Origin of the sequence: Streptomyces xantholiticus (genome assembly GCF_014651015.1) — a bacterium.
GTDB classification, from domain to species: domain Bacteria; phylum Actinomycetota; class Actinomycetes; order Streptomycetales; family Streptomycetaceae; genus Streptomyces; species Streptomyces xantholiticus.
This window is the reverse complement of sequence record NZ_BMWB01000013.1, coordinates 107,229-133,747: the sequence shown is the minus strand read 5'-3', so window position 1 is coordinate 133,747 and position 26,519 is coordinate 107,229. Positions and strand designations below refer to the sequence as shown.

The window sequence follows — 26,519 nt, the reverse complement described above, 5'->3', positions numbered from 1 at the left end:
CCATGCCCGATTCCACCGCACCCAGGATTCAGTTCCAGGACGTACGGAAGGACTTCAGCGTCAAGGACCGGACAGGGGCTCGACGGGCAACCCGGTTCACCGCCCTCGACGGCATCGATCTGGAGATTGCGGACGGCGAGTTCATCGTCCTGGTCGGTCCCAGCGGCTGCGGAAAGTCGACACTGCTGGATCTGCTCGGTGGCCTCGCCCACCCCACCGGCGGACGGATCCTGTTGGACGGCGAACCCGTCACCGGCCCGGGCCTGGACCGCGGCATCGTGTTCCAGCAGTACGCGCTGCTGCCGTGGCGCACGGCGCAGGCCAATGTCGAGTTCGGCCTGGAGGCCACCGGCGTCCCGCGACGTCAACGGGCCGCACGGGCCAGGGAGTTCCTGGACCTGGTCGGTCTGTCCGGGTTCCAGGAGCGCCATCCACATGAGCTGTCCGGAGGGATGCGACAGCGGGTGGCGATCGCCCGCAGCCTCGCCTACGACCCCGATGTCCTGCTCATGGACGAGCCGTTCGCCGCGCTGGACGCCCAGACCCGGGAGTCGCTGCAGGACGAACTGCTGCGTATCTGGCAGCGCACAGGCAAGACCGTCGTCTTCATCACGCACAGCATCGACGAGGCCGTCTACCTGGGACAGCGCGTCGCCGTCATGACATCAAGGCCGGGCCGCATCAAGCAGATCGTGCCGGTCGCCTTCGACTCCCGTACGGCGACGGACGACCTCCGCTCCAGTCCCGAGTTCGCGCGGCACCGGCACGAGATCTGGTCGCTGCTGCACGACGAGGTGGCCAGGGCCCAGCAGTTGGAGAAGGAGGAGGCTTCCGTATGAGCCCCACAACCGGCATGGCCACCGAGAAGACCACGGCACCGGTCCCGGTGAGCGCCGCCGAGCCCGTCCCGGCCCCTTCCTCTGCTACGTCCGCGGCGTCCCCGCCACATGACGCATCGCCGGCGGGGGTGCGCCCCGTCCCCTCCACGGCGGCCCGGGCCCGCCGGGCGGCCCGCCGACTGCCGCACCTGCTGGTCAAAGGAGCGACCAAGTCCGTTGCGATCGTGGCTCTGCTGCTGCTGTGGGAGACCGCACCGCGACTCGGCCTGGTCGACCGGACCTTCCTGCCGCCGTTCAGTGAGGTCGCCCGCGCCTGGTGGGTGCTGGCCGCCGACGGTCAGCTCGCCGACAACGCGGGCGCCAGCCTGGTCCGCTCGTTCAGCGGATTCGGTCTCGCCGTGGCCTTCGCCGTGCCCCTCGGCCTGCTGATCGGCTGGTACCGGCCGGTCGCCGACCTCCTCGGCCCGCTCCTTGAGGTGTTCCGCAACACCGCCGCCCTGGCCCTGCTGCCGGTGTTCGTACTGCTGCTGGGCATCGGCGAGACCTCGAAGATCTCCATCGTGGTGTACGCGTGCACCTGGCCGATCCTGCTCAACACCATCAGCGCGGTCCGCAACGTCGACCCGACGCTGCTGAAGCTGGCGAAGTCGATGGACCTGTCCGCGCCCCGGCTGTTCCAGAAGGTCATCCTGCCCTCCTCGGTGCCGGTGATGTTCACCGGTATCCGGCTGGCGGGAGCGGTGTCCATCCTGGTGCTGGTCGCCGCCGAGATGATCGGCGCCAAGGCGGGACTCGGCTATCTGATCAACGCCTCGCAGTACAACTTCGCGATCCCGCAGATGTACGCGGGCATCATCACGATCTCCGCCATCGGCGTGACCTTCAACCAGCTCCTGGTCGTCGTCGAGCGGCGGCTCAGCTCCTGGCGCCTACCGGTCGGCGGCTGACCCAGCCGCCCTCTCATCCCGCTCTTCCCTCTCCCGATCGTCTCGCTGCCCTTGATCCGAGGAACCTCATGATCGCGACCAGCCCCCGCCGGCTGCACCTCAACGCCTTCCTGATGAACGCCGGCCACCACGACGCCGCCTGGCGCCACCCCCGCACCCAGCCCGAACGGGTCACTGATCTGCGCTACTTCCAGCAGCTCGCGCGGACCGCCGAGCGCGGCCTGCTCGACTCGGTCTTCCTCGCCGACGGCCTCGCCCTGTGGGGCAAGGTCCGGTACAACGCGCTCGGTGGCTTCGAACCGCTCACCCTGCTGTCCGCGCTGGCGGCGGTCACCGAACACGTCGGCCTGATCGCCACCGTGTCCACCACCTTCAACGAGCCGTTCCACACCGCCCGAAAGTTCGCCTCCCTGGACCACATCAGCGGTGGCAGGGCCGGCTGGAACATCGTCACTTCCGGCACCGTGAACGAGGCCCGCAACTTCGGGCAGGAGGAGCATCTGGAGCACGGCCTGCGCTACGAGCGGGCACGGGAGTTCGTCGAGGTCGCCACCAAGCTGTGGGACAGCTGGGAGGACGACGCGATCCTGCTCGACCGCGAGCGCGGCGTCTACGCCGACACCGACAAGGTGAGGGAGATCAACCACCGCGGGGAGCACTTCGGGGTGCAGGGCCCGCTGAACGTACCGCGCACCCCGCAGGGATACCCCCTGCTGGTGCAGGCCGGTTCGTCGGAGGACGGCAAGGAGTTCGCCGCCCAGTACGCCGAGGCCGTCTTCACCGCCCAGCAAACCCTCACCGACGGCCAAGCCTTCTACAAGGACCTCAAGTCACGGCTCGCCCGCTACGGCCGCACCGAGGACGAGCTGCTGGTACTGCCCGGCATAGCCCCCGTCATCGGGTCGACAGAGGCCGAAGCGCGCGCCTTGGCACAGGAGTTGACGGACCTCCAGGTGCCCGAGTACGGACTCGCCCAGCTCTCCGGGATGCTCGGCATCGATCTGACCGGACTGCCGCCGGACGGACCGCTGCCCGAACTGCCCGATGAACGGGACATCAACGGCAACAAGAGCCGCTTCACACTCGTCGCCGAACTCGCCCGCCGCGACGGCCTCACCCTGCGCGAGCTCATCGCCCGCCTCGGCGCAGGCCGCGGCCACCGCGTCTTCGCCGGCACCCCCGAGCAGACAGCCGACCAGCTCGAGGAGTGGTTCACCCAGGGTGCCGCCGACGGCTTCAACATCATGCCGCCCCATCTGCCCGGCGGCCTGGAGGATTTCGTCGACCACGTCGTGCCGATCCTGCAGCGGCGCGGCCTCTTCCGCACCGAGTACACCGGCCACACCCTGCGCGAGAACTACGGCCTGGCCCGCCCCGCCAACCGGCTGGCCACGGCGGCCTCAGCACAAGGGCGGCCCGCATGACCGGCATGGATCTCACCACGGACGTCCTGGTGGTCGGCGGCGGCCCCGCGGCCACATGGGCGGCGCTCAAGGCGGCCCAGGACGGAGCGGACGTGGTTCTCGCCGACAAGGGCTACTGCGGCACCAGCGGCGCCACCGCCTCCGCCGGAACCGGCGTCTGGTACGTCCCCCCGGAGCCCGCCGCGCGGGAGGCGGCCATGGCGAGCAGGGAGGCACTGGGCGGATTCCTGGCCGACCGGCGCTGGATGACCCGGGTCCTGGACCGGACGTACGCGGGCATGAACGAACTGGCGGCGGCCGGCCGCTACCCCTTCCCCACAGGGCCGGACGGAAAGCAGCTCAGGAACGGACTGCAGGGACCGGAGTACATGCGCAGGATGCGCATCCGGGTCCAGCGGGCCGGGGCCCGCATCCTCGACCACAGCCCGGTCACCGAACTGCTCACCGACCCCTCCGGAGCGGTCGCCGGGGCCAGGGGCCACCGGCGACAGGCCGGGCAGCCCTACCGGATACGCGCCGGGGCGGTCGTTCTGGCCACCGGCGGCTGCGCGTTCCTCAGCGGCGCGCTCGGCTGCAACGTCAACACCGGCGACGGCGCGCTGTTCGCCGCCGAGGTGGGCGCGGACCTGTCCGGGATGGAGTTCTCCAACGCGTACGGCATCGCACCCGAGGGCACCTCCGTCACCAAGACCGCGTTCTACTCCTTCGCAACCTTCTACCGCGAGGACGGCACGGTCCTGGAGGGAGCGGCCGCCCAGGGCGGCCGGTCCGTCATCGCGCGGGCGCTGCTCGACGAGAAGGTGTACTGCCGCCTGGACCGGGCGGGCGCTGCTGCCCGGCAGGCGATGCGGCTGGCCCAGCCGAACTTCTTCCTCACCTTCGACCGGCTCGGCATCGACCCCTTCACCCAGCGCTTCGCCGTCACGCTCCTCGCCGAGGGCACCGTACGCGGCACCGGCGGCATCCGCCTCACCGGCGACGACTGCTCCACCAGCGTTCCCGGACTGTACGCGGCCGGGGATGCGGCGACTCGTGAGCTGATCTGCGGCGGCTTCACCGGCGGCGGCAGCCACAACGCCGCCTGGGCCATCTCCTCCGGCACCTGGGCCGGCCGGGGCGCGGCCCGCCACGCCCGCTCCCTCGGCCACCGCCCCGGTACGAGGCGCCTGATGGCCGCGGGCGGAGCCGGGCTCCGGCCCACCGGGACACCCGGTCCGGCCGACGGCTTCCGCGAGGTCGTCACCGCGGTCCAGGGCGAAGTGCTGCCGTACGAGAAGAACTATCTGCGCCACGGCGACCGGCTCGCCGCCTCGCTGGACGTTCTCGACAGCGTCTGGGAGGAGTCGCGCGCCTCCCTGCACGCCAGGGGCCAAGACACCGTGCGCGCCAGGCAGGCGGCGGCGATGGCGGCCCACGCCCGCTGGATGTACGCCTCGGCGCTGGCCCGCACCGAGACCCGCGGCATGGCCAAACGGCTCGACCACCCGGCACAGGACCCCCAGCAGCACCACCGCATCGTCACAGGGGGCCTCGACCAGGTGTGGACCCGCCCCGAGCCCCTGACCACGGCGCCAACCGCATCGACGGCACCGGCCGCACCACTGGAGGTGGCCTCGTGATCGAACTGGTCTCGGCGGAACGCTGCATCACCTGCGACAAGTGCATCAAGGTCTGCCCGACCAACGTCTTCGACCGCGGGGAGGACGGCATCCCCGTGCTCGCCCGCCGCGACGACTGCCAGACCTGCTTCCAGTGCGAGGCCAACTGCCCGGCCGACGCGCTGTACGTCGCACCCCTGACCCGCCCGCTGTCCGACGACTCCACCGCCCGGGACGAGGAGCACCTGGACCGTGCCGGCCTGCTCGGCAGCTACCGCCGGCACATCGGCTGGGGACGGGGCCGCACCCCCGGCGCGCTACGTGCCGTCGGCCCTTCCCTCGGACCACCCGGGTCCAAGGGAACCTCCCCGCCCATCACCTCCTGACGACCTTCCCGCTGATCACCTCCTGAAGGGAACACCCGCACATGACCACCAGCACCGGCCTCGACATCCGCAGGATCGGCGGCCGTATCGGCGCCGAGCTCCTCGGTGTGGACCTCTCCGCCGACCTCGACCCCGCCGTCGTCACCGAGATCAACTCCGCGCTCCTGGAACACAAGGCGCTGGTCTTCCGGGACCAGAACCTCGACGACGCGGCCCAGCTCCGCTTCGTCTCCCTCTTCGGCGAGCTCACCACCGCGCACCCCACGGTGCCTTCCGTCGACGGCCGGCCCCACATCCTGCCCGTCGACGGGGACGAGGGCATCCGCGCCAACCACTGGCACACCGACGTCACCTTCGTCCGTACGCCCCCGAAGGCGTCCACGCTGCGCAGCCTCGTGGTCCCGCCGTACGGCGGCAACACCCTCATCGCCAACACGGCCGCCGCCTACCGGGACCTGCCCGCGCCGCTGCGCGAGCTGGCCGACAAGCTCTGGGCGGTGCACACGAACGACTTCGACTACGCCGCCCACGCCGCCCCGAAGAACGAGAAGGCGGCCGAGCACCGCAGGCGGTTCGTCTCCCGGAAGTACCGCACCGCCCACCCTGTCGTCCGCGTCCACCCCGAGACCGGGGAGCGCGGGCTGTTCATCGGCGGCTTCGCCCAGAGCATCGTCGGCCTCGGCCCCTCCGACTCGCGGGATCTGCTGCGCATCTTCCAGTCGTACGTCACCCGCCCCGAGAACATCGTGCGGGTGGCCTGGACGCCGGGCGATCTCGTCCTCTTCGACAACCGCATCACCCAGCACTACGCCCCGGACGACTACGGCGACCTGCCGCGCCTGCTGCACCGGGTGACCGTCGCGGGCGACGTCCCCGCCGGTGTCGACGGCACCCTCAGTCACGTCGTCGAGGGCGACGACGCCTCCCACTACACACCCGCCGCGGCCTGAGCCCCCGGGGCCGCCGGGCAGCAACAGCTGCCGGGCGGCCCCCCGCCCCCCGCAACGGACACCGACCGAAGCCGTACGGGATAATGTGCACATGCGGATCTCAGCCAGGGCGGACTACGCGGTACGTGCCGCGTTGCAGCTCGCCGCGTCACGGGATGACGGGCCACTGAAAGCCGAGGCCATCGCCGACGCTCAGGACATTCCGCATAAATTCCTCGAAAGCATCCTGAACGACATGCGCCGGGGCGGCCTCGTGCTCAGCCAGCGCGGCGGCAGCGGCGGCTACCGGCTGGCCAAGCCCGCCGAGTCCATCAGCATCGCCGACGTCATCCGCGTCGTGGACGGACCGCTGGTGTCGGTGCGGGGCGTGCGCCCCCCGGAGCTGTCCTACACCGGCCCCGCCGAGTCGCTGCTCCCCCTGTGGATCGCGTTGCGATCCAACGTGCGCGAGATCCTCGAGGGCGTGTCGCTCGCCGACGTCGCTTCGGCCCAACTGCCCGCCGATGTATCGGCATTGACCAACGCCCCCAGCGCCTGGGTCAACCCCTGACACGTTGGGCCAAGCACCACCCATCCCAAAAAGTGAGATGACGACGTCCGCCATGTGAAACACCCCTTGGGGTGGGCGCCACCTTCTGCCACGATCCCTAGCAATCAGGTAGGAAAACTAGGGATCTACGGGGGTGGCCATGGGAACGTTCGACCGCACAGCCCGGTCGCTGCCCCTGCTGACCTCGCGTCGTCACATCGACCTCGGCCGTACGTCCAGTGCCATCTGTCGGCCCCTCTGACGCCGCCGAACCTGCCTCGCTCAAAACCAGCGCCGCCTCCCCGCCGTCCCACCTCGGTCGGCGGATCGGACACCCTCGGCCGACTACGCCCCCCACGTTCCACTTCTCGGCCCGCGACAGCATGCCTGCCGCCGACGCCGAGGAGGGGAGTGTGGTGCGTGCCGAGAAGCCGTACGCCTCGCATCTCCGTACCTCCCCGCTCACCATCCCCTGAGAGGACACCGTCGTGTCTGCCGCAAGACCGCTCACCGCCCTGCGCACCATCGCCGTCATAGCCGCACTCCCCCTCCTGCTCACCGCGTGCGGCTACGGTTCCGAGTCCACTGACGACGGCAAGCAGACCGAGGTCGCGGCGGACGCCAAGAAGCTGTCCGCCGACGAAGTGAAGATCGGCTACTTCCCCAACCTCACGCACGCCACCGCTCTGGTGGGCGTGCAGGAGGGTCTGCTCCAGAAGGAGCTCGGCGGCACCACGATCGAGGCGTCCACCTTCAACGCCGGCCCCTCCGAGATCGAGGCGCTGAACGCCGGCTCCATCGACATCGGCTGGATCGGCCCCTCGCCCTCCATCAACGGCTACACCAAGTCGAACGGCAAGAACCTGCGCATCATCAGCGGTTCCGCCTCTGGCGGCGTGAAGCTCGTCGTCAACCCGGACAGGATCAAGTCCCTGGACGACCTCAAGGGCAAGAGGATCGCCACGCCGCAACTCGGCAACACCCAGGACGTCGCGTTTCTCAACTGGATCACGGAGAAGGGATGGAAGGTCGACGCCGAGAGCGGCAAGGGCGACGTCTCCGTGGTCCGCACGGACAACAAGATCGCCCCGGACGCCTACAAGGCCGGTTCCATCGACGGCGCCTGGGTGCCGGAGCCGACCGCGTCCAAGCTGGTCGCCGAGGGCGCGAAGGTCCTCCTCGACGAGGCCGACCTGTGGCCCGACAAGAAGTTCGTGATCACGAACATCATCGTGTCGCAGAAGTTCCTCACGGAGCACCCGGACGTCGTCGAGGCCGTGCTGCGGGGCTCGGTGAAGACCAACGAGTGGATCAACGCCAACCCGGAGAAGGCGAAGGCTTCCGCGAACGCGGCGCTGAAGAAGGAGTCGGGCAAGGCCCTGCCCGCCGAGGTCATCGACCCGGCCTGGAAGTCCATCACCTTCCTCGACGACCCGCTGGCCTCCACCCTCAGCACCGAAGCAGAGCACGCGGTCAAGGCCGGTCTGCTGGAGAAGCCCGACCTGAAGGGCATCTACGACCTCGCACCGCTCAACAAGGTCCTCAAGGCCGAGGGCAAGAACGAGGTCGGCGACGCCGGTCTCGGCGCCCAGTAACGACAACCGACCCGATGAGTCCCCAGGAGGTGACGACCATGGCCACCACGATCGCCAAGGCTGCCGCGGACGCCACGGCGGTGACGCACGCCGCCCGTATCGAGCATGTCTCGAAGTCCTTCCCCGCCCCCGGCACGCCCGGCGGACAGCAGCTCGTGCTGGACGACATCACGCTCGATGTCGCTCCGGGTGAGTTCGTCACCCTCCTGGGGGCTTCCGGCTGCGGTAAGTCGACCCTGCTCAACCTGCTCGCGGGACTGGACCTGCCCTCCGCCGGGTCGATCGACACGGACGGCCGACCCGCCCTGATGTTCCAGGAGCACGCGCTGTTCCCATGGCTGACCGCGGGCAAGAACATCGAACTCGCTCTGAAGCTGCGCGGCATCGCCAAAGCGGAGCGCCGGCAGGAGGCGGAACGGCTGCTGGAACTCGTACGGCTGCAAGGCGCGCACCGCAAGCGGGTGCACGAACTGTCGGGTGGTATGCGTCAGCGCGTCGCACTGGCTCGGGCGCTCGCCCAGGACAGCCGGCTGTTGCTGATGGACGAGCCGTTCGCCGCACTGGACGCGATCACCCGTGACGTCCTGCACGACGAACTGACCCGCATCTGGCGGGAGACGGGACTGTCGGTGCTGTTCGTCACGCACAACGTGCGGGAGGCAGTGAAGCTGGCGCAGCGGGTGGTGCTGCTGTCCTCGCGGCCGGGCCGTCTCGCCCGGGAGTGGAACGTCGGCATTCCGCAACCGCGCCGTATCGAGGACAGCGCGGTCGCCGAGCTGTCCGTCGAGATCACCGAAGAACTGCGTAGGGAGATCCGCCGTCATGGCCAGCACTGACACCGGCGTCGACGCCAAGGGGGACGGCTCGTCGGCGGCCGGGGAGCCCCAGGACACGCACGATCTGGCGGGGCTGGAGGCAGGGCTCGACGCACTGGAATCGGTACAGGCCGCCCGTACGCCGCTGCGCGAGACCCTGGTACGCAAGGCACTGCCGCCCATCACCGCCATCGCACTGGTGCTGGTGGTCTGGCAACTACTGGTGGGGGCCGGGGCGGCACCCGACTACAAACTTCCCTCGCCGTCCGCGGTATGGGACGAGGTCATCGACGCCTGGCTCCAGGGCACCCTTCTCGACTACATCTGGACATCCGTGTCGCGCGGCCTGCTCGGCTTCCTGATGGCGCTCGCCATCGGTACGCCGCTCGGCCTGCTGGTCGCCCGGGTGAGGTTCGTCCGGGCGGCCATCGGCCCCATCCTGGCCGGCCTCCAGTCGCTGCCGTCCGTGGCCTGGGTGCCGCCGGCCGTGATCTGGCTGGGCCTGAACGACTCGATGATGTACGCCGTGATCCTGCTCGGCGCAGTCCCGTCCATCGCCAACGGCCTCGTCGCGGGCATCGACCAGATCCCACCCCTGTTCCTGCGAGCCGGGCGGACGCTGGGCGCGACCGGACTGCGCGAGGCCTGGCACATCGTGATGCCGGGCGCGCTCCCCGGCTACCTCGCCGGACTGAAGCAGGGCTGGGCGTTCTCCTGGCGGTCACTGATGGCCGCCGAGATCATCGCCTCCTCGCCCGATCTGGGCGTCGGCCTTGGCCAGTTGCTGGAGAACGGACGGAACAACGCCAGCATGGCGCAGGTGTTCCTGGCCATCTTCCTGATCCTGCTCGTCGGGATCGCCATCGATCTGCTGATCTTCAGCCCGCTGGAGCGGCGGGTGCTGCGCAGCCGTGGCCTGCTGGTCACCCGCTGAACGAAAGGTCCCGACCGACACGGATGCGCGCGCCCATCCGGCCACCCACCAGTACACCCGGCGCACGGCACCGGCCCCGCGGAGGAATCACCCCACGGCGGAGCCGGTGCTGTCGTGCGCGGAGGGGACCCACCCGCACGTCCTGCGGTTCACTGACGGGCAGGCCAGGCCCGCCCCGCGCCACGCCTGTAAGCCTCCGACCAGATCGTCACGCGGTGCTGACCGGCTGGTGCAGCGACGCCGCGGCCGGCTCGAGGCGTAGCCCTCTTTGCAGATCACCACTCGATCCGCAGCACGTCGTGGCCCGCGGGACACGGTGGGAGCCCTGTGGGTCCAGCCGCAACTCCAGTTCGTTGCGTTCCATCACGAGGGCGCCGGGTATCGGCCCGTCGGGCTCGCTCAGTTGGGCATACCGGATGTCGACCGGCAGTGCCCCGTCGCCGGCCGCGCGTACGCCTCCTGCGCGTCGACGCGGTCGAGCCCGCCGCGGACCCGCACCAGGTGCTCGTCGATGGACAATGCTCCGCTCGCCGCCAATCCTCCGGCCTCTCGGCCTGCTCGGGCCGGAGCACCCCCCCCGGTACGGCTGGAGCGGCGCATCAGCGGAAGGGGCGGGCAGCAGGCGTGGACGGCGACGGCGTGCTCGGTACGGGACTCGTTGAGCACTTCGGGCACGTGGTGGCGCCGAAGGTCCTGCCCTCACCGGGTGGCAACCTCCGTCGGCGGTCGACCCCTTCGGTCAGCTCCTGGGACCTTCACCCCCGGTGGCCGCCAGTGCGTTCTCCGTCGGTTCGCCCGCCGCCGTGGTGAAGGCGCCGATCGACTTGGCGTGGTCGTGCCGGGCGGCCGGCTGATGAGCCATGCCTCGCTGCCACCTGTGCCATCGAGGCGTACCCGGGTACGGCCTTCGGGGTCGAGCGGGAGCGCGGCGACGCAGTCGGCGTCCGCGGCCGTACGACACACGAATTCGGACGACACACGCAGCCCGCGCAACGGAGGAGGTCCATGGGGACCCTCCGCCACAGGTGCCGGACGGTGTCGGTCAGGCCCCATGAGTACAGCGCGGTCCGCGCCGGGGCAACCGCTTCTCAGGGTGTGACGGCGGGCGAGTCGGTCCGGCGCCAGGACTCCACCGGCGGTGTGCGATGGCAGGTCACCGACCGCATCGTGGGCACGCGGAGTCCACGTTATGGGCGACAGAGTGGCGGATGTCGGCGCTCTGCCGATGAAACCGCAGGTCAGACGGGTGCTCAGGGGGCGTCAGGTGGCGCAATACTGCGGCAACACCATCGGAGCGGTTCTCCTTGTACGTTCCCTCTCATGCCAGCCGAACCCGCCCCCGCCACCCTCCCGGTAGCCGCCGCGCGCCGCCGGCGGCTGCGTGCGGACCGGGCCCGGCACCTCGCGGACCTGCTGCGGCACCAGATCCTGGCGGGGAGCTTCCCCGGCGGGATCCTGCCCCTCGAGGACATCATCGCCGCCGACTACCGGGCCAGCCGCAACACCGTCCGGCAGGCCCTGGACCTGCTGCGCGACGAACAACTCGTCAACCGGCAGCCGGGCGTCGGCACCGTGGTGGTCTGCGAGAAGTACCAGCACGGGCTGGACCGCCTCCAGGGCCTGGCCGAGACCCTGCACGAGCACGGTCGGGTCACCAACGAGGTCCGTACTGTCGGGCCGGTGACCGCCCCCGGCCCGGTGGCGCACCGGCTGGGCCTGCCCGAGCACACCGACGTGCTGTGTCTCGAGCGGCTGCGCCGTCTGAACGGACTGCCGCTCTCCCTGGACCTGTCCTACCTGCCCATGGACGTGGGCGCCGAACTGCTCGGCTGCGACCTGGAGAACACCGACGTGTTCCGGCTCCTGGAGTCACTGACCGGCGGCCCGCTGGGCCATGCCGAGATCACCCTGGAAGCCGTCAACGCCGACGCGCACTGCGCCGCGGTACTCCAGACCCCGCGCGGGGCCGCCGTACTGATGCTGGAACGACTGACCTGTCTGCCCGACGGGCGGCCGGTGGACCTGGAGTTCATCCGGTTCCGCGGCGACCGCATCACCATGAGCGGCGTGCTGCACCGCTCCCTCTGATCCCTGAGCTCCCCCTCCCTTCCGATCCCCGCTGTTCCGGCCCTGCCGCGCCTCTTGGAGACCAACCATGCCTCTCGTTCCGCAACGCGCCGACGTGCCCGTGACCATCGACGAGTCGAAGTGCATCGACGGCTGCACGCTCTGCGTCGACATGTGTCCGCTCGATTCGCTCGCGATCCGCGAGGACAACGGCAAGGCGTACATGCACGTGGACGAGTGCTGGTACTGCGGCCCGTGCGCGGCCCGGTGTCCCACCGGCGCAGTCACCGTCAACATGCCCTACCTGCTCCGGTGAAAGGCCCAACCCTCATGCCCCGCAAGAGAATCCCCCTCCTGCCGCTCCTCCCGCTCGCCCTGATCCTCCCGCCGGCCACCGCCTGCGGCACCACGGCCGGCGCCGACGGCGACTCCGGCGCGAGGACCGTCACCGTGAGCGTCGGCTATCAGTCCAAGACCATCAACACCGTCACCGCCGGTACCCTGCTGCGCTCCCTCGGCTACTTCGAGGAGGAGCTCGCTGCCCGCGGGAAGAAGGACGGCATCACCTACAAGGTCGAGTGGCAGGACTACGCGACCGGCGCCCCGATCACCGCCCAGATGACCGCAGGGAAGATCGACATCGGTTCGATGGGCGACTTCCCTCTGCTGATCAACGCGGCCCGCGGCAAGCAGCTGGGGCAGCCGACCCGGCTGGTCGCGGTCACCGGATACAACCTCCGCGGCGGCTTGAACACGGTCGTCACCGCACCCGGTTCGCCTCTGCGGTCACTGGCCGACCTACGCGGCAAGAAGGTGTCCACCAGCGTCGGCTCGGCCGCCGACGGCACCCTGGTCCGGGCGCTGCAGCGGGCCGGCATCGACCCGGACAAGGGCATCCAGAAGCTCAACCAGCAGCCCAGCGTGGGTGCTTCGGCCCTGACCGCGGGCAACGCCGACGCGCTGTCCCAGTTCGTCGCCTGGCCCGGCAAGCTGGCCTTCGAGGGCCGGGCCACCGCTCTGTACGACGGGGCAGAACTGAACCTGCCGACCTTCCACGGTGTCACGGTCCGGGAGAAATTCGCCGAGGAACGGGCCGGGGTCCTCGACGACTTCCTCAGGGCGCAGCGCCGGGCCACCGACTACCTGCGCGCCCAGCCGGTCGCCGCCGCCGAGTCGGTGGCCGCGCAGACCGGTCTGCCGGCCGAGGTGGTCTACCTCTACAACGGCGCCAACGGCATCGCCACCTTCGACCCGGAGCTCCGCCCGGAGCTGATCGCCGCTCTCAAGGCGGACGTGCCGGTGCTGAAGGCCGCCGGGCTGGTGCGTGACGTCGACGTTGACGCCTTCGTCGACCCGGCGCCGCTGAAGCGGGCCGTGCGGGCTCCCGCCCACCCCAAGGCGAGCACCCCCAAGCCCGAACTGTGGCTGAAGGGCCGGACCACTACCCGCACGTTCGACAGTCCCAAGGAACTGCTGAAGGCCGCCAAGGCTGCCGACGTGCGGGCCGCCTACGTGCCGGACGCGCTGACCGGCACCCTGTGGTTCGCGGACAAGGCGGTATGGGTGGCGGACGGCGCCGAGCTGCGCGCCTTCGTCACCCGGGCAAGTGCCGAGAAGTTCACCGGACGGAACGCCGGAGCCCGGATCATCCGCTACGCAGACGCTGTGAGACTGGCGTCATGAGCGTGGGCCGTCGGCTGCTCCGCGTGGCCTCGTTGGCCGCGGCCCTCGGGGCGTGGCAGCTGCTGACCTCCCTGGACGTCAACGTGTGGCTGCGATTCGAGCAGTTCCCCACAGTCGGTGAGGTGGCCTCCGCCTTCGCCGACCGGGTCGGCACCGGTCCGTACTGGCAGGACCTGGGCCACAGTCTGCGCCGGATCGTGCTGGGGTTTCTGCTGGCCGCGGTGCTGGGGGTGGCGACCGGCACGGCCATCGCCCGGTCCCGGTGGGCCGCCGACCTGCTCGGCCCGCTGGTGGAGGTGGTGCGGCCCGTGCCAGCCATCGCCCTGGTTCCGGTCGCCATCCTGCTGCTGCCCACCAACGAGCAGGGCATCGTGTTCATCACCTGCACCGCCGCCTTCTTCCCGGTGGTGGTGTCGACGCGGCACGCGGTCCGGGCGCTCACCCCGATCTGGGAAGAGGCCGTGCTCACCATGGGCGCAGGCCGACTGCGGGTGCTGTTCTCCGTGGTGCTGCCGGGCGCCCTGCCGGGCATCTTCGGCGGCCTGTCCGTAGGCATCGGCGTCTCGTGGATCTGCGTGATCTCCGCGGAGATGATCTCCGGCGAGTACGGGGTGGGCTACCGCACCTGGCAGGACTACACGATCGTCGACTACCCGGCGGTGTTCGTCGGCATGGCCACCATCGGGGCCCTGGGATGGCTCACCTCGACCGCGGTGGAACTGCTGGGCCGTCGCGCCACCTCCTGGCTGCCCCGCCCCGCCGCGCGAGGAGCCGCCGAAACACCGCGTCCGTCGCTTCGAAGGCCCGGCCGCACGCCCGCGAACACCGGCGCCGATCCCTCCGGCCGCGGCGCGGACCGTACCGCCGTTCCCCGGAAGGAGCCGGTCCCATGAACACCGCAACCCTGCCCGCCGTACCCGCACCGATGGGCGCCGAACTCGCCCTGCACGACGTACTGCTCGGTCACGCGGACGGCGCTGCCGTCCCGGGCAGGGTCGCGCTGCGGATCGCGCCGGGGGAACTGCTTGCCGTGGTCGGGCCCTCCGGCTGTGGGAAGTCCACTCTCCTGCGCACCCTCGCCGGCCTGCTGCCTCCGCTGGACGGGCGGGTCACCCAGGACGGTGAGCCGGTCGGCCGGCCCGCCGCCGACCGGGCGCTGGTCTTCCAGCACGACGCCCTGCTGCCCTGGCGGACCGTCCGAGCCAACGTCGAACTGCCGCTTGCGATCCGCCGGGTCCCCCGGGCCCGGCGGCGGCGGTCGGCGGCCGACTGGCTGGACCGGGTCGGTCTGGCCGGGCATGCCCACAAGCTCCCGCACCAACTGTCAGGAGGGCAGCGACAGCGTGTCCAACTCGCCCGTGCCCTGGCCGGCCGGCCCCGGGCGGTGCTGATGGACGAACCCTTCGGCGCACTCGACGCGCACACCCGCGCCGGGATGCAGGACCTGCTGGTGGACATCCTGCAAGGCACCGGCGCGACCGTCGTCTTCGTCACCCACGACGTGGACGAGGCCCTCTACCTCGGCGACCGGGTCGCCCTGCCGGCCTCCGGGCAGGTCTTGGACGTACCACACCCGCGTGACCGCGACGGGCGGCACGCCCCCGGCACCGCCGAGCTGCGCCGCCGCATACTCGAATCCCTCTGAAAGGCACTTCCCGTGGACACCCTGGTGGACACCCCGCTGACCGTCCCGGCCCTCACCGACGCGACCGAACTGTCCTGCGACGTCCTCGTCATCGGTGGCGGCACCGCCGGCACCATGGCCGCGCTGACCGCCGCCGGACGCGGCGCGCAGGTACTCCTGCTGGAGAAGGCGCACGTGAGGCACTCCGGCGCCCTCGCCATGGGCATGGACGGGGTCAACAACGCGATCATCCCGGGCCGGGCCGAACCCGACGACTACGTCGCCGAGATCACCCGCGCCAACGACGGCATCGTCGACCAGTCCACCGTCCGGCAGACCGCGACCCGCGGCTTCGACATGGTCCAGCGCCTGGAGTCCTACGGGGTGAAGTTCGAGAAGGACGAGCACGGCGAGTACGCCGTCCGCCAAGTGCACAGGTCGGGCTCGTACGTGCTGCCGATGCCGGAGGGCAAGGACGTCAAGAAGGTCCTCTACCGGCAGTTGCGGCGACGCGAGATGCGACAGCGGATCCGCATCGAGAACCGGATCATGCCTGTCCGGGTTCTCACCCACCCCGACGATGGCCGGGCCATCGGCGCGGCCGGGTTCAACACCCGCACCGGCGCGTTCGTCACCGTCCGGGCGGGCGCGGTGATCCTGGCCACCGGGGCGTGCGGCCGGCTCGGTCTGCCCGCCTCGGGCTACCTCTACGGAACGTACGAGAACCCCACGAACGCGGGCGACGGCTATGCCATGGCCTACCACGCAGGGGCCGCGCTCACCGGGATCGAGTGCTTCCAGATCAACCCGTTGATCAAGGACTACAACGGGCCGGCGTGCGCGTACGTCGCGAACCCGTTCGGCGGATACCAGGTGAACCGTCACGGCGAGCGGTTCGTGGAGTCGGACTACTGGTCCGGTCAGATGATGGCCGAGTTCGCGGCGGAACTCGCCTCCGACCGAGGCCCCGTGTACCTCAAGCTCAGCCACCTGCCCGAAGAGACCATCACCGCTGTCGAAGCGATCCTGCACACGACGGAGCGGCCCACCCGCGGCACGTTCCACGAGGGCCGCGGCCACGACTACCGCAGCCACGACGTCGAGATGCACATCTCGGAGATCGGGCTCTGCGGCGGGCACTCCGCCTCCGGCGTGCGCGTCGACGCGCACGCCCGCACCACCGTGCCCCGGCTGTACGCGGCCGGCGACCTGGCCTGCGTACCGCACAACTACATGATCGGCGCGTTCGTCTTCGGCGACCTGGCCGGTGAGGACGCCGCGCGCTACCGGGCCTACGAGGGAGAACTGCCCCGCGACCAGCTGGTCGCCGCCCACCGCCTCGTCTACCGGCCACTGGCCAACCCGGACGGACCGCCGCAGCCGCAGGTGGAGTACAAGCTGCGGCGGTTCGTCAACGACTACGTGGCACCGCCGAAGACGGGTGCGAAGCTGTCCCTGGCAGTGGAGGCGTTCACACGGATGTCGGGGGAGATCGCCGGGATGGGGGCGCGGACACCGCACGAACTGATGCGGTGCGCGGAGGTCACCTTCATCCGGGACTGCGCGGAGATGGCTGCCAGGGCCTCACTGGCCCGGACGGAGTCCCGTTGGGGTCTCTACCACGAGCGGCTGGACCACCCGGAGCAGGACGACGCGGGCTGGCTGCACCACCTGGACCTGCGCAAGTCGCCCTCAGGTGCGATGGAGTTCACCGCTCGACCGGTGGAGCCGTACGCGGTCCCGGTGCCGGAGTTCGCTCCGGCTCGGGGGCCGGAACGGCACCTCGGCGAGGTCACTCTGTTGCCAGTGGCCATGGCCGGCCCGCGGGACGCTGCCCCGGCCGCCCACCCGGCAGCGTCCGCGGCGGCTCCGGCCTCGGCCGAGGCCCTCGACATCTCCGCGCCCAGCCCCTCGCTCCTCCGCCTGCTCTCCCTCGCCGAGGATTCCCCCGACCTCGAGACGCTCCGCCCCTACCTCGCGGATGCCGACCCGGCGGTGCGAGCAGCCGCGGTGGCCGCCCTCGGCGAGACGGTACCGGCCGGCGCCGGACCCGCGCTCGCCGAGCGCCTGAGTGACACCGCACCGCAGGTTCGGGCGGCCGCCGCGGCGGCCCTGCGTGAGTTGGTCGAAGTGCTGCCCGCCGAGGCCGATTTGGGTTCGGGGCTGCGGGAGGCGCTGCGCCACGCCGACCCCGTCGTCCGGGCTGCTGCGCTCGACGTGCTGCGTGCCCTGCGGCTGGGCGATGCCGGGGTGTACGCCGCCGCGCTCGCCGACAGCGACATCGAGGTCCGCATCACCGCCGTCCGGGCGCTGGTCTCGGTGGACGCGGTCCCGGAACTGGTGGTGGCCGCCACCGACCCGGCCCGCGAGGTCCGGGTCGCGGTGGCCCGCGGCCTTGCGGCTGTGCACGCCCCGGCCCCGGCACCGCTCGACCCGCTGCTGGATGACACCGACGTTCTCGTCCGTGCCGCCGCGCTGGCCGCGCTGGCCGCCACCGGCTGCCCGCCCCACTACGCCGCGCCGGCCGCGGCCGCCCTCGACGATCCCGCATGGCAGGTCCGAGCCGGCGCCGCGACCGCCCTCCGGGCGGCCACGACCGCGCAGGCGGTTCCCGCACTCGCCAAGGCCCTGGCCGACCCCAACGCGGATGTCCGCAAGGCCGCCGTCCTCTCCCTCCTCCCCCACCGCGCCGACGCCGAAGCCCGCACCGCCCTCGCAGCGGCCACCACCGATCCCGACGCCGACATCCGCGCCTACGCGTCCCGCGCGGTCTCCTGACCACCGCGGTTCCGACGGCGACGGCCGACGCCATGTCCACCACGCGGGCCAGGGCATGGGGCGCCCCGGCCCGGGCGGCCAGGGCCCGTTCGCACCGCGATCCCGCTCGCACCTCGAAGAAGGATGTGGCCGGTGTTACGCGCCCTCGTCGGTCGCACCGTACGCGTCGTGTGGGAAGGCCGGAGCGCCGCGATCTGGCACGACCACCACACCACCAACCAGTCATCTGGTCACTGACGGCCCACGACCACTGACCTCGGAATCAATCATCGGGGCGCCCCGCCCGGGGCGATCAACCCCGTCTCGTAGGCGAAGACGACGGCCTGGACGCGGTCACGCAGGTCCAGCTTCGAGAGGATGCGGCCGACATGGCTCTTGACCGTGGTCGGGCTGAGGAACAGCCGGGAGGCGAGTTCGGCATTACTGAGGCCCGTCGCGAGCAGGCGGAGCACCTCGAGCTCGCGCGGGGTCAGGCCGGACAGATCGCGGTGCGGGGCGATGGTCTGCGGTTCGTCGTGATGGGCGAAGCGCTCGATCAGCCGACGAGTGATCGTGGGCGCGAGGAGAGCGTCGCCGGTCTGCACCAGGCGTAAGGCGGAGACCAGATGTTCGGGGGTGACGTCCTTGAGCAGGAAGCCGCTGGCGCCGGCCGTGAGCGCGGCGTAGACGTAGTGGTCGAGGTCGTATGTGGTGAGGATGATGACCCGCGTTCCGTCCGGGCCGGCGTCGCCGATGATGCGCCTGGTGGCCTCGATGCCGTCCATCTCCGGCATCCGGATGTCCATGAGGACGACGTCGGGCCGCGTACGGCGGACCGCTGCGACAGCCTCGGCCCCGTCGGCCGCCTCGGCCGTCACTTCGATGCCGTCCGCGGCCAGGATCATCTTGAAACCGGTGCGTACGAGAGCTTGGTCGTCGGCGATGACGGCACGCAGCGGTGGCTGGTCCTTGTTCATACGGTGCTCCGCGGGATGCGGGCCGTGACCCGGTAGCCGCCGGCGTTTGTCGGCCCGGCCGTCAGCTCGCCCTTGTAGACGGCCAGCCGCTCGCGCAGCCCCATGTGGCCACGGCCGTTGCTCTGCACCGGCGGGGACTCCTTGGCGCCGCCGGTGTCCGTGATCTCGATCTCCAGACAGGCGTCGGTGTAACCGATGGCGACGGACGCCTGCGCGCCGCGCGCATGTTTGATCGTGTTGGTCAGCGCCTCCTGTACGACGCGGTAGGCCGCGAGGTCCAACCCCGGTGGCAGCGGATCCGGCGGCAGCGACACCCCGACGCTCACGGGCGTACCGGCGGCGCGTACTCGTGCGACGAGCGCGTCGAGCTGTGCGAGCCCGGGCTGGGGCTCCAGGCTGTCGGGCCTCTCGTGGTCCGGAGCGGCCAGCAGGCCCATCACGTGGCGGAGTTCGGCCATGGCGGCCCGACCGCCCGCCTCGACGGCCAGCAGTGCCTCCTTCGACTGCTCGGGGGCCATGTCCATCACTTTGCGGGCCGCGCCAGCCTGGATCACCATCACGCTCACATTGTGGGTCACAACGTCGTGCAGTTCGGCGGCAATGCGGGCACGCTCCTCCTCGACGGCGCGGCGCGTGGCCTCCTCCTGAGCGGCCTGCAGTTCTGTCACCCGGTCCCGGCTGGACGCCAGCCGAAGTTGCAGAAAGCGGACGAGGCTGGCCAGCATCCCGGCCACCAGGAGCACGAATCCGGGGCTGGACCATCCGGGGAGCACGGGGTCCGCGTTACGGAAAGCGAAACCGGACAGCGCGGCGGCGATCACCAGGACGGCGATCGCCGTTATCCGGTAACGGCTGTATACGACGGCGCTGTAGGCGCCGATGACACAGGCCAGGACGGTGATCCAGGAGGCGGAGCTGCCGATGGCCAGTGCCGCGCCCAGCACCACCACGAACAAGGTCAGCGGATACCGGCGCCGGGCTGCCAACGGCAGCGTCGACAGGATTACCAGGCCCCAGGGCGCGGAGGAGGGTTCTTCCGCCTCGGGCACCTGACCAGGGTCGGGCGGCGAGGGCGGGGCCGGGACCCCGGTCCCGACGTCCACCGCAGGGGGGCTGCTGTTCACCGGCCCGTCGCCGGGATAGCGCACCGCCACGAACAGGGCAATGACGGTCAGTACGACCGCCAGCACCACATCGACGCGCACCGCTCGCCGGGACAGCGGGGCGGCCTTCGCCTCCGGACGGAGCGCGTCGACGAGCTGCTGCTGCCGACTGCGCCGGTCTTCCCTCTCCATCCGTGCATTGTGCTGCGCTCTCCGCCCGGCCCGCGTCCGCCTGTCCGGCCAGGGCGTTGTCCCAGAGGCCTACTTCTCAGGTAGGACTCCGCGGCCGAATCCTCCGCGGGAAGGGCCTGATGTCGGTTCCGCGGCCGAAGCGCCCCATACGCGGCACCCCTAGGTTCGCAGGACCGGCAACGGCATGTGCCTCTCGCGACCGTAAGGACGGACAACTCGTATGCATCAAGTGATCGAACTGGAGGGTGTGGCGAAGCGCTACGACAGCGCTGGCGCGCCGGCGCTCGGACCGCTCACGCTCAGCGTCGCCAAGGGTGAGGCTCTTGCCGTGACGGGCCCTTCCGGCAGCGGCAAGTCCACGCTGCTGAACCTCGTCGCAGGCCTGGACAAGCCGACCGACGGCGCCATGATCGTGGCCGGGCGACGGATCGACCAGTTGAGCGAGCACGCCCTCGCCAAGTTCCGTCGCGAGCACATCGGCATGGCATTCCAGTTCTTCAATCTCCTCGACGACCTCACCGTCACCGACAACATCCAGCTCCCGGCCCAGCTGACCGGGAGCAGCCGACGCGCGGCCGCGGCCCGCGCGGGTGAGCTCATGGAGATGCTGGGCATCCAGAAGCACGCCCGCGCCTACCCGGGCCGGCTGTCCGGAGGTGAACGCCAACGGGTCGGTGTCGCACGGGCGTTGGTCAACCGGCCCGCGCTGCTGCTGGCCGACGAGCCCACCGGTGCGCTCGACACCGCCTCGGGCCACGACGTCCGCAACCTGCTGACGGATCTGCACCGCGCTGGACAGACCATCGTGCTGGTGACGCACGACCTGTCCCTCGCGGAGGCGTGCGCGAGCCGCACTATCCACCTGGTCGACGGTCACGTCGCCCTCGACTCCTGCGCGCAGGCCGTCCGATGAGCCTGTTCGGTACCGGCGCGATGGGCCGGGTCGTACGTTCCGGGGTGGGCCGGCGGCGGGTGCAGACAGTGGTGATCGCCGTGGCCACGATGATGGCCGTGGCGTCGGCCGTGGTCGCCGGGTCGCTGATGGTCGCCGCGGCCGCGCCCTTCGACAACGCCTTCAGGAAGCAGCGAGGTTCGCACATCACCGCGCAGTTCGATCCTGCCAAGGCGAGTGCGGCGGAGCTGGCGAAGACCGGGAAGCTGCCCGGCGTCGCCGCGAGCGCGGGACCGTACCCGTCCACGTCGGTCCGTCCGGTGGACCGGGCGGGCTTCCAACTGCCGACGCTGACCCTGGTCGGGCGGTCCGGCCCTGACGGCGCCGTGGACCGGGTGGATCTGAAGTCCGGCCGGTGGGCGCAGAAGCGGGGCGAGATCGTACTCGACGCGTCGTTCGAGGGGCCCGCCCTCGGGATCGGCACCCCCATGAAGACGTCGGACGCCGGGGGCGCCCCGACCCTTTCGATCGTCGGCTTCGCTGTGTCGGCCAGCAAGACGGCCGACTCCTGGGCGACTCCCGCGCAGGTCAACGCGCTGGCGTCGGAGGGCAGCCCGGTCACGAGTCAGATGCTCTACCGCTTCGACTCCGCGAGCACGAAGCAGCAGATCATCGCCGACCGGAAGAAGCTCGCCGCCTCCGTGGGGTCCGGGGCGCTGCTGGGTACCCAGTCCTGGCTGGACACCAAGCGCGCCGCTGATCAGGGTGCGGCGGCGACCGTCCCGTTCGTGATGGCTTTCGGCGCGCTCGGCATCGTGATGTCGGTGATCATCGTCAGCAGTGTGATCAGTGGCGCGGTCGGCACCAGCCTGCGCAGGATCGGCATCCTCAAGGCCATCGGCTTCACTCCGCGCGAGGTCGTACGCGCCTACGTGGCCCAGGCGCTGATCCCGGCCGTCGTCGGCATCGCCCTGGGTGTCGTCCTGGGGAATCTCCTGGCCGTGCCACTGCTGTCCGACACCGAGTCGGTGTACGGCGGCGTCTCGCTCTCGGTGGCCTGGTGGGTGGATGTCTCCGTGCCGGCCGCCGCCCTGGTCGTCGTGGGGCTCGCGGCTCTGATTCCCGCGCTGCGGGCCGGAAGGCTGCGTACGGTCGAGGCCATCGCGGTCGGCCGGTCGCCGCGCACAGGACGCGGCCAGTGGGCGCATCGGGCGATGGGGATGCTGCCGCTGCCGCGACAGGTGACCTACGGTCTCGCCACCCCCTTCACTCATCCGGTACGTACCCTCGCGATGCTGCTCGCGGTGGCGTTCGGCACGGTCGCGGCGACGTTCGCGGTGGGGCTGACCTCGTCCCTGAACGCGATCGGCACCTCCCAGGACCCCGAGAACCGTGCCGCGGTCACGGTCACGACGACCGAGGCAATCGAAGTCGCTCCTCCCCCGCCGCCTCCTGTAGGGGGCAACGCGGAAGACCCGCCTCCCCCTGGCGGCAGCGAGTCAGGCCCGCCTCCCGTGGAAAGCAGCGCGGCAAGCACGTCCAAAAAGCCCAAGGTCGCCGATCCGGCGAAGGTGCGGTCCGCCGTCACGTCACAGCCGGGCACGGAGTCGTACTACGGCAAGGCCCAGACCGAGGTCGCCGTGGCCGGGGTCTCCGGCTCCATTCAGGCCAGCCTCTACGAGGGCAATTCGCGCTCCGGCAGCTACGAGATGCTCTCCGGGCACTGGATCACCGGTAAGGGGCAGGTCGTGGTGCCCTCCCGCTTCCTGGAGAGGACCAGCACCAAGATCGGTGACACGGTGCGGGTGACCTACGAGAAGGAGACCGCGAACCTGCGGATCGTGGGCGAGTCCTTCGACACGTCGGGCAGCCGGCTGGAGATCCACGCGGACATGGCCAACTTCGCGTCGGCCGAGCCCAGTACCTTCCTCGTCGAGACCAAGTCCGGCGTCTCCGCCGACGAATACGCCCGGAAGGTCGCCGCAGTCGTACAGCCGCTGGGGGGCGACGCCACCACCAACGCCTCCTCTGGGCAGGAGGGCGTCATCCTCATCATGTCCGCGATGGCGGTGCTGCTCACCCTCATGCTGATCACCGTGGCCGGTCTCGGCGTACTCAACTCCGTGGTCCTCGACACCGGGGAACGTATCCACGACCTGGGCGTCTGCAAGGCGATCGGCATGACGCCGCGGCAGGCCATGGGCCTCGTGCTCGCCTCGGTGGCCGTGATCGGCGTGATCGGCGGGCTGATCGGCGTCCCTGCGGGGTACGCGCTGCACCACGTCGTCATGCCGGTGATGGGACGTGCCGTAGGCACCAGCCTGCCGTCGCTTGTCCTCGATGTGTACGGGCCTTTCCAGCTGCTCCTGCTGGGGCTCGGCGGGGTCGTGATCGCGGTGCTGGGCGCGCTGATCCCGGCCGGCTGGGCGGCCAGGGCCCGTACGGCCACGGCGCTGCGAACCGAGTAGCGTCCGCCGGAGCGCGAGCCGCCGGGGCCGATCCGCCAGGCCCGCGGGGTCGGGCTGCCCGTACAGGCACAGGCGACGAGGCCCCGTCCAGGCAGGTCCTCGAGAGGAAACAGCAGGTCAGAGGCCCTTTGCGGCAAGCTCCAGAATCGCCACGCACTCCACGTGCGAGGTCATCGGAAAGGTGTCGGCATGCGAGGTACAGAAAAGGCCAGGTCAGGTGCGATTTTACGGCCTGGTGTCCCGCGTGCGGCCACCAAGAGCGCCACGGCCGACAACCCGTTGCTCCGGCTCAAGGCAATACCCCGGCACTCACAGTCGCGGCCCGGCAGGTCCCGGTCGGTCTCGGGTACGTCCACTCCGGTCGTCCTCACTGCGGAGCGGGTCAGGTACCGAGGACCTTGCGCTTCTGGTCCTCGAACTCCGCCTCGGTGAGAACGCCTTGGGCCTTGAGGTCGCCCAGCTGCTTCAACTGTTCGATCTTGCTGGACATGTCGGAGGCCGCCGGAGCGGACCCGGCGGGAGGCGCCGGCTGCGGTGCGGGCGCCTGATACTCGGGCGCCGGTTGCGCCGCGGGCTCCTGGTACCCCTGCTGGGCCGCCCATCGCCCCTGCTGTCGGCGGGATACACGGTTCGACACGGAGGTCGCCGTTCCGGCGACGACGGCCGTACGGGCAACCCCTCGGAGGAGTCCCGGCATGGTGATCTCCCTTCTTGCTTCCCCGTGCTTTTCAGGGCGCGGTTTCGGTCGCGTCGAGCGCGGCCAGAACCGCGGGCACCGGGATTCTTCCGGAGGCGACCAGCTCGGCACCGCCGCGTCGCAGGGCGGCGGCGAACGGTGCGGCCCAGAGGTTCTCGTAGATCAGGACGCCGGCGGAGTTGCCTGGTTCCAGGGCGTTGGCTGCCTCTTCGAGGTCGTCCTGGCCCAGCAGGCCGGAGGACGCTCCCTCGAAGACGGCCAGGTCGAGTTCGCCGTCGCCGGTGAGATCGCCGATCTCCAAGCCGCTCACGGTTCCGTCGGTGTCCTTCCGGATGAACGTCAGGTCGAGGATCCGGATGAGGCCGCGGTCCACCAGATCGACCAGGAGGGGGAGGCCCTCGCCGGTCATTCGGTTGCCGGGGAACTCGACGACCAGATAGTCGATCGGTCCCATCTCGCCGGATGCGTCGACTTCGTCGAATGCGTCACTCACGGCGTCACCTCTGGGCTCGTGCCTGCTCCCCCAGGCCATTGCATCACCGCACCGGGGCGGCCGCACCTCGTGCTCGAATCACTCGTCGGGCTCACCCGGGTCGCCCGCTCGGCATCGCGCGGGTCTTCTGGTGTCCATGGCCCACACAGGCGGCGAGCCGCACTCCAACCGGGAGCACAGCGAACTGGATGAACTGCGGCACCGCTTGGGTGCCCTGGAAAGTGGCGCGCGCCCGCGGGCGGCGCGGCATCACCCCTTCCGGTCCGCAGGCTCCGTCCTGCTGATCCTCTTCGCGGCCCTGCTGTCGCTGCTTTCCGTCGTCGCGGTCTGGGCGAACAGCATCGTGCGGGACACGGACCGCTACGTCGCCACGGTGGGGCCGCTGGCCTCCGATCCGGATGTGCAGAAGGCGGTCACCAACCGAGTCACGGACGTGGTGCTGGCACAGATCGACGTGGACGCGTTGGTCAAGCAGTTGCAGGACGCCGTGTCGCAGACGGGCGTCCCACCGAAGGCGGCCCAGCTGGTCGGCAATCTTCAGGCGCCGATCACGAACGGTCTGAAGCGGCTGGTCAGCGGCACCGTGGAGCGGGTGGTCACCAGCAGTGCCTTCGAGACCGTCTGGGTGGAGGGCAACCGCAAGGTGCACTCGGCCGTCGACAAGGCCCTGACGGGCAATGCCGACGGGGTGGTCTCGCTGGAGAACGACCAGGTGGCCATCGACGTGGCACCGATCGTGGCCCAGGTCAAGGAGCGGCTTGTCGACGCCGGCCTCGGAGTGGCCGAGAGGATCCCGGATGTCCACACGGACTTCGTTGTGCTCCAGTCGAAGGACATCGGCAAGATCAAGACGTATATGAGGGTCCTGGAGATCTTGGGGGGCTGGCTGCCCTTCATCACCCTGCTGGTGGCCGCGGCGGGGGTGTACACGGCGTTCAACCGTCGGCACGCGCTGATCGGGGCCGCGTCGGCAGTGTTCGCGGCCATGCTGTTCCTCGGGATCACCCTCACCGTCTTCCGTGACGTCTACCTCGACCATCTGCCCTCCGGCGCGTCTCCGGCCGCTGCCGGAGCGGTGTACGACGCGCTGATCAAGTTCTTGCGCGCCGGTGTACGGGCGCTGGGTGCCGTCGCCCTCATCACCGCTGTCGGCGCTTTTCTCAGTGGCCCGTCCCGGATCGCCGTCCTCGTCCGCACCGGCTGTCGCAGGAGCATCGGCGCCCTGCGCGACGTCGCCGTCTCCGGAGGACTTCGGCTGGGGGCAGTCGGTCGGTTCGTGCACCGCTTCAAGCGCTGGATCGGGGCCGCGATCCTGGTGGTCGCCGCGATCGTTCTGTTCACCTGGAGCTACCCGACCACGATGGTCGTGGTGTGGACAACGGTCGTCGTGCTGGTGGGCTTCGCGATCCGGGAATTTCTGGACACCGGCTCCGCCTCGGCCGCCACCGAATCCCGGGAGACCGTCACTCCCTGAGGTATCGCCCCGCGCCGTCGGGACACCAGTACTTACAGGGCGGGGGCCGAGGCCGTCCGCAGTTCGCCGGACGTC

Annotated in this window: 24 protein-coding genes and 1 pseudogene; 20 read left to right on the top strand and 5 right to left on the bottom strand. The window is 70.6% G+C overall.

Translation table 11 applies throughout. The features are described from left to right. The first annotated feature begins 2 nt into the window (after window positions 1-2). The 11 genes from IE198_RS20165 to IE198_RS20120 all read left to right on the top strand — a co-directional run bounded on the left by IE198_RS20165 (window position 3) and on the right by IE198_RS20120 (window position 10,017). On the top strand, window positions 3-839 hold the full coding sequence (locus IE198_RS20165; protein WP_189888543.1) for an ABC transporter ATP-binding protein: 837 nt from the start codon (window positions 3-5) through the stop codon (window positions 837-839). After that, the gene (locus IE198_RS20160; RefSeq protein ID WP_189888541.1) at window positions 836-1,786 is read left to right on the top strand and encodes an ABC transporter permease; all 951 of its coding nucleotides are present in this window, start codon (window positions 836-838) and stop codon (window positions 1,784-1,786) included. The genes IE198_RS20165 and IE198_RS20160 overlap by 4 nt, the downstream gene beginning before the upstream one ends. Before the next feature lie 68 nt (window positions 1,787-1,854). Further along, window positions 1,855-3,210 carry an LLM class flavin-dependent oxidoreductase gene (locus tag IE198_RS20155; RefSeq protein WP_189888539.1) on the top strand — a complete coding sequence of 452 codons (1,356 nt, stop codon included), beginning with the start codon at window positions 1,855-1,857 and terminating at the stop codon, window positions 3,208-3,210. Continuing rightward, on the top strand, window positions 3,207-4,829 hold the full coding sequence (locus IE198_RS20150) for an FAD-dependent oxidoreductase (RefSeq protein ID WP_189888537.1): 1,623 nt from the start codon (window positions 3,207-3,209) through the stop codon (window positions 4,827-4,829). The genes IE198_RS20155 and IE198_RS20150 overlap by 4 nt, the downstream gene beginning before the upstream one ends. Continuing rightward, window positions 4,826-5,194: a 4Fe-4S dicluster domain-containing protein gene (locus IE198_RS20145; protein ID WP_189888535.1), complete on the top strand. Its 369-nt coding sequence runs from the start codon at window positions 4,826-4,828 to the stop codon at window positions 5,192-5,194. The genes IE198_RS20150 and IE198_RS20145 overlap by 4 nt, the downstream gene beginning before the upstream one ends. Before the next feature lie 41 nt (window positions 5,195-5,235). Further along, window positions 5,236-6,144, top strand: coding sequence for a TauD/TfdA dioxygenase family protein (locus IE198_RS20140; protein WP_189888533.1), 909 nt, complete (start codon window positions 5,236-5,238; stop codon window positions 6,142-6,144). Between the two features lie 91 nt (window positions 6,145-6,235). Beyond that, window positions 6,236-6,694, top strand: a complete 459-nt coding sequence (locus IE198_RS20135; RefSeq protein ID WP_189888531.1) for an RrF2 family transcriptional regulator — start codon at window positions 6,236-6,238, stop codon at window positions 6,692-6,694. Between the two features lie 139 nt (window positions 6,695-6,833). After that, window positions 6,834-6,935, top strand: a complete 102-nt coding sequence (locus tag IE198_RS36625; RefSeq protein ID WP_373299906.1) for a putative leader peptide — start codon at window positions 6,834-6,836, stop codon at window positions 6,933-6,935. 226 nt (window positions 6,936-7,161) lie between these two features. Then, window positions 7,162-8,268, top strand: a complete 1,107-nt coding sequence (locus IE198_RS20130) for an aliphatic sulfonate ABC transporter substrate-binding protein (RefSeq protein ID WP_189888529.1) — start codon at window positions 7,162-7,164, stop codon at window positions 8,266-8,268. 38 nt (window positions 8,269-8,306) lie between these two features. Then, window positions 8,307-9,104, top strand: coding sequence for an ABC transporter ATP-binding protein (locus tag IE198_RS20125; protein WP_189888527.1), 798 nt, complete (start codon window positions 8,307-8,309; stop codon window positions 9,102-9,104). Continuing rightward, on the top strand, window positions 9,091-10,017 hold the full coding sequence (locus IE198_RS20120) for an ABC transporter permease (RefSeq protein WP_189888526.1): 927 nt from the start codon (window positions 9,091-9,093) through the stop codon (window positions 10,015-10,017). Before IE198_RS20125 ends, IE198_RS20120 begins: the two co-directional genes overlap by 14 nt. Before the next feature lie 530 nt (window positions 10,018-10,547). On the opposite strand, the pseudogene IE198_RS35345 reads toward IE198_RS20120, so the two are convergent. After that, window positions 10,548-11,070, bottom strand: a pseudogene (locus tag IE198_RS35345) (cupin domain-containing protein); the annotation flags it as partial. A 267-nt stretch (window positions 11,071-11,337) separates the two neighbouring features. Here IE198_RS35345 and IE198_RS20110 point away from each other — a divergent pair. The 6 genes from IE198_RS20110 (at window position 11,338) to IE198_RS20085 (ending at window position 18,169) form a co-directional block, all read left to right on the top strand. Next, window positions 11,338-12,105, top strand: a complete 768-nt coding sequence (locus IE198_RS20110; protein WP_189888524.1) for a GntR family transcriptional regulator — start codon at window positions 11,338-11,340, stop codon at window positions 12,103-12,105. A gap of 67 nt (window positions 12,106-12,172) precedes the next feature. After that, window positions 12,173-12,400: a 4Fe-4S dicluster domain-containing protein gene (locus IE198_RS20105; protein WP_125741086.1), complete on the top strand. Its 228-nt coding sequence runs from the start codon at window positions 12,173-12,175 to the stop codon at window positions 12,398-12,400. A gap of 14 nt (window positions 12,401-12,414) precedes the next feature. After that, entirely contained in the window at window positions 12,415-13,767 is a 1,353-nt protein-coding gene (locus IE198_RS20100) for an ABC transporter substrate-binding protein (RefSeq protein WP_189888522.1), read from the top strand. Beyond that, window positions 13,764-14,660, top strand: coding sequence for an ABC transporter permease (locus tag IE198_RS20095; protein ID WP_189888520.1), 897 nt, complete (start codon window positions 13,764-13,766; stop codon window positions 14,658-14,660). Before IE198_RS20100 ends, IE198_RS20095 begins: the two co-directional genes overlap by 4 nt. After that, a complete protein-coding gene (locus tag IE198_RS20090; protein ID WP_189888518.1) occupies window positions 14,657-15,412 on the top strand; it encodes an ABC transporter ATP-binding protein in 756 nt (251 codons plus the stop codon). The genes IE198_RS20095 and IE198_RS20090 overlap by 4 nt, the downstream gene beginning before the upstream one ends. Window positions 15,413-15,424: 12 nt before the next feature. Further along, on the top strand, window positions 15,425-18,169 hold the full coding sequence (locus IE198_RS20085) for a fumarate reductase/succinate dehydrogenase flavoprotein subunit (protein WP_189888516.1): 2,745 nt from the start codon (window positions 15,425-15,427) through the stop codon (window positions 18,167-18,169). A gap of 266 nt (window positions 18,170-18,435) precedes the next feature. Here IE198_RS20085 and IE198_RS20080 read toward each other — a convergent pair whose 3' ends face one another. Together IE198_RS20080 and IE198_RS20075 are read right to left on the bottom strand one after the other, a co-directional pair. Then, on the bottom strand, window positions 18,436-19,125 hold the full coding sequence (locus IE198_RS20080; RefSeq protein ID WP_189888514.1) for a response regulator: 690 nt from the start codon (window positions 19,123-19,125) through the stop codon (window positions 18,436-18,438). After that, window positions 19,122-20,420, bottom strand: coding sequence for a sensor histidine kinase (locus IE198_RS20075; RefSeq protein ID WP_189888512.1), 1,299 nt, complete (start codon window positions 20,418-20,420; stop codon window positions 19,122-19,124). The genes IE198_RS20080 and IE198_RS20075 overlap by 4 nt, the downstream gene beginning before the upstream one ends. A gap of 220 nt (window positions 20,421-20,640) precedes the next feature. Here IE198_RS20075 and IE198_RS20070 point away from each other — a divergent pair, with 220 nt between their 5' ends. Then, the gene (locus IE198_RS20070; protein WP_189888510.1) at window positions 20,641-21,333 is read left to right on the top strand and encodes an ABC transporter ATP-binding protein; all 693 of its coding nucleotides are present in this window, start codon (window positions 20,641-20,643) and stop codon (window positions 21,331-21,333) included. Then, window positions 21,330-23,780 carry an ABC transporter permease gene (locus tag IE198_RS20065; protein WP_189888508.1) on the top strand — a complete coding sequence of 817 codons (2,451 nt, stop codon included), beginning with the start codon at window positions 21,330-21,332 and terminating at the stop codon, window positions 23,778-23,780. Before IE198_RS20070 ends, IE198_RS20065 begins: the two co-directional genes overlap by 4 nt. Before the next feature lie 382 nt (window positions 23,781-24,162). Here the strand turns inward: IE198_RS20065 and IE198_RS20060 are convergent, their stop codons facing one another. Both IE198_RS20060 and IE198_RS20055 read right to left on the bottom strand, forming a co-directional pair. Beyond that, the gene (locus IE198_RS20060; protein ID WP_189888506.1) at window positions 24,163-24,477 is read right to left on the bottom strand and encodes an SHOCT domain-containing protein; all 315 of its coding nucleotides are present in this window, start codon (window positions 24,475-24,477) and stop codon (window positions 24,163-24,165) included. Window positions 24,478-24,508: 31 nt separating this feature from the next. Then, the gene (locus tag IE198_RS20055; protein ID WP_189888636.1) at window positions 24,509-24,931 is read right to left on the bottom strand and encodes a DUF6325 family protein; all 423 of its coding nucleotides are present in this window, start codon (window positions 24,929-24,931) and stop codon (window positions 24,509-24,511) included. A 175-nt stretch (window positions 24,932-25,106) separates the two neighbouring features. On the opposite strand from IE198_RS20055, the gene IE198_RS20050 reads away from it, so the two are divergent. After that, window positions 25,107-26,444, top strand: a complete 1,338-nt coding sequence (locus IE198_RS20050; protein WP_229834125.1) for a hypothetical protein — start codon at window positions 25,107-25,109, stop codon at window positions 26,442-26,444. The last annotated feature ends 75 nt before the right edge of the window (window positions 26,445-26,519 follow it).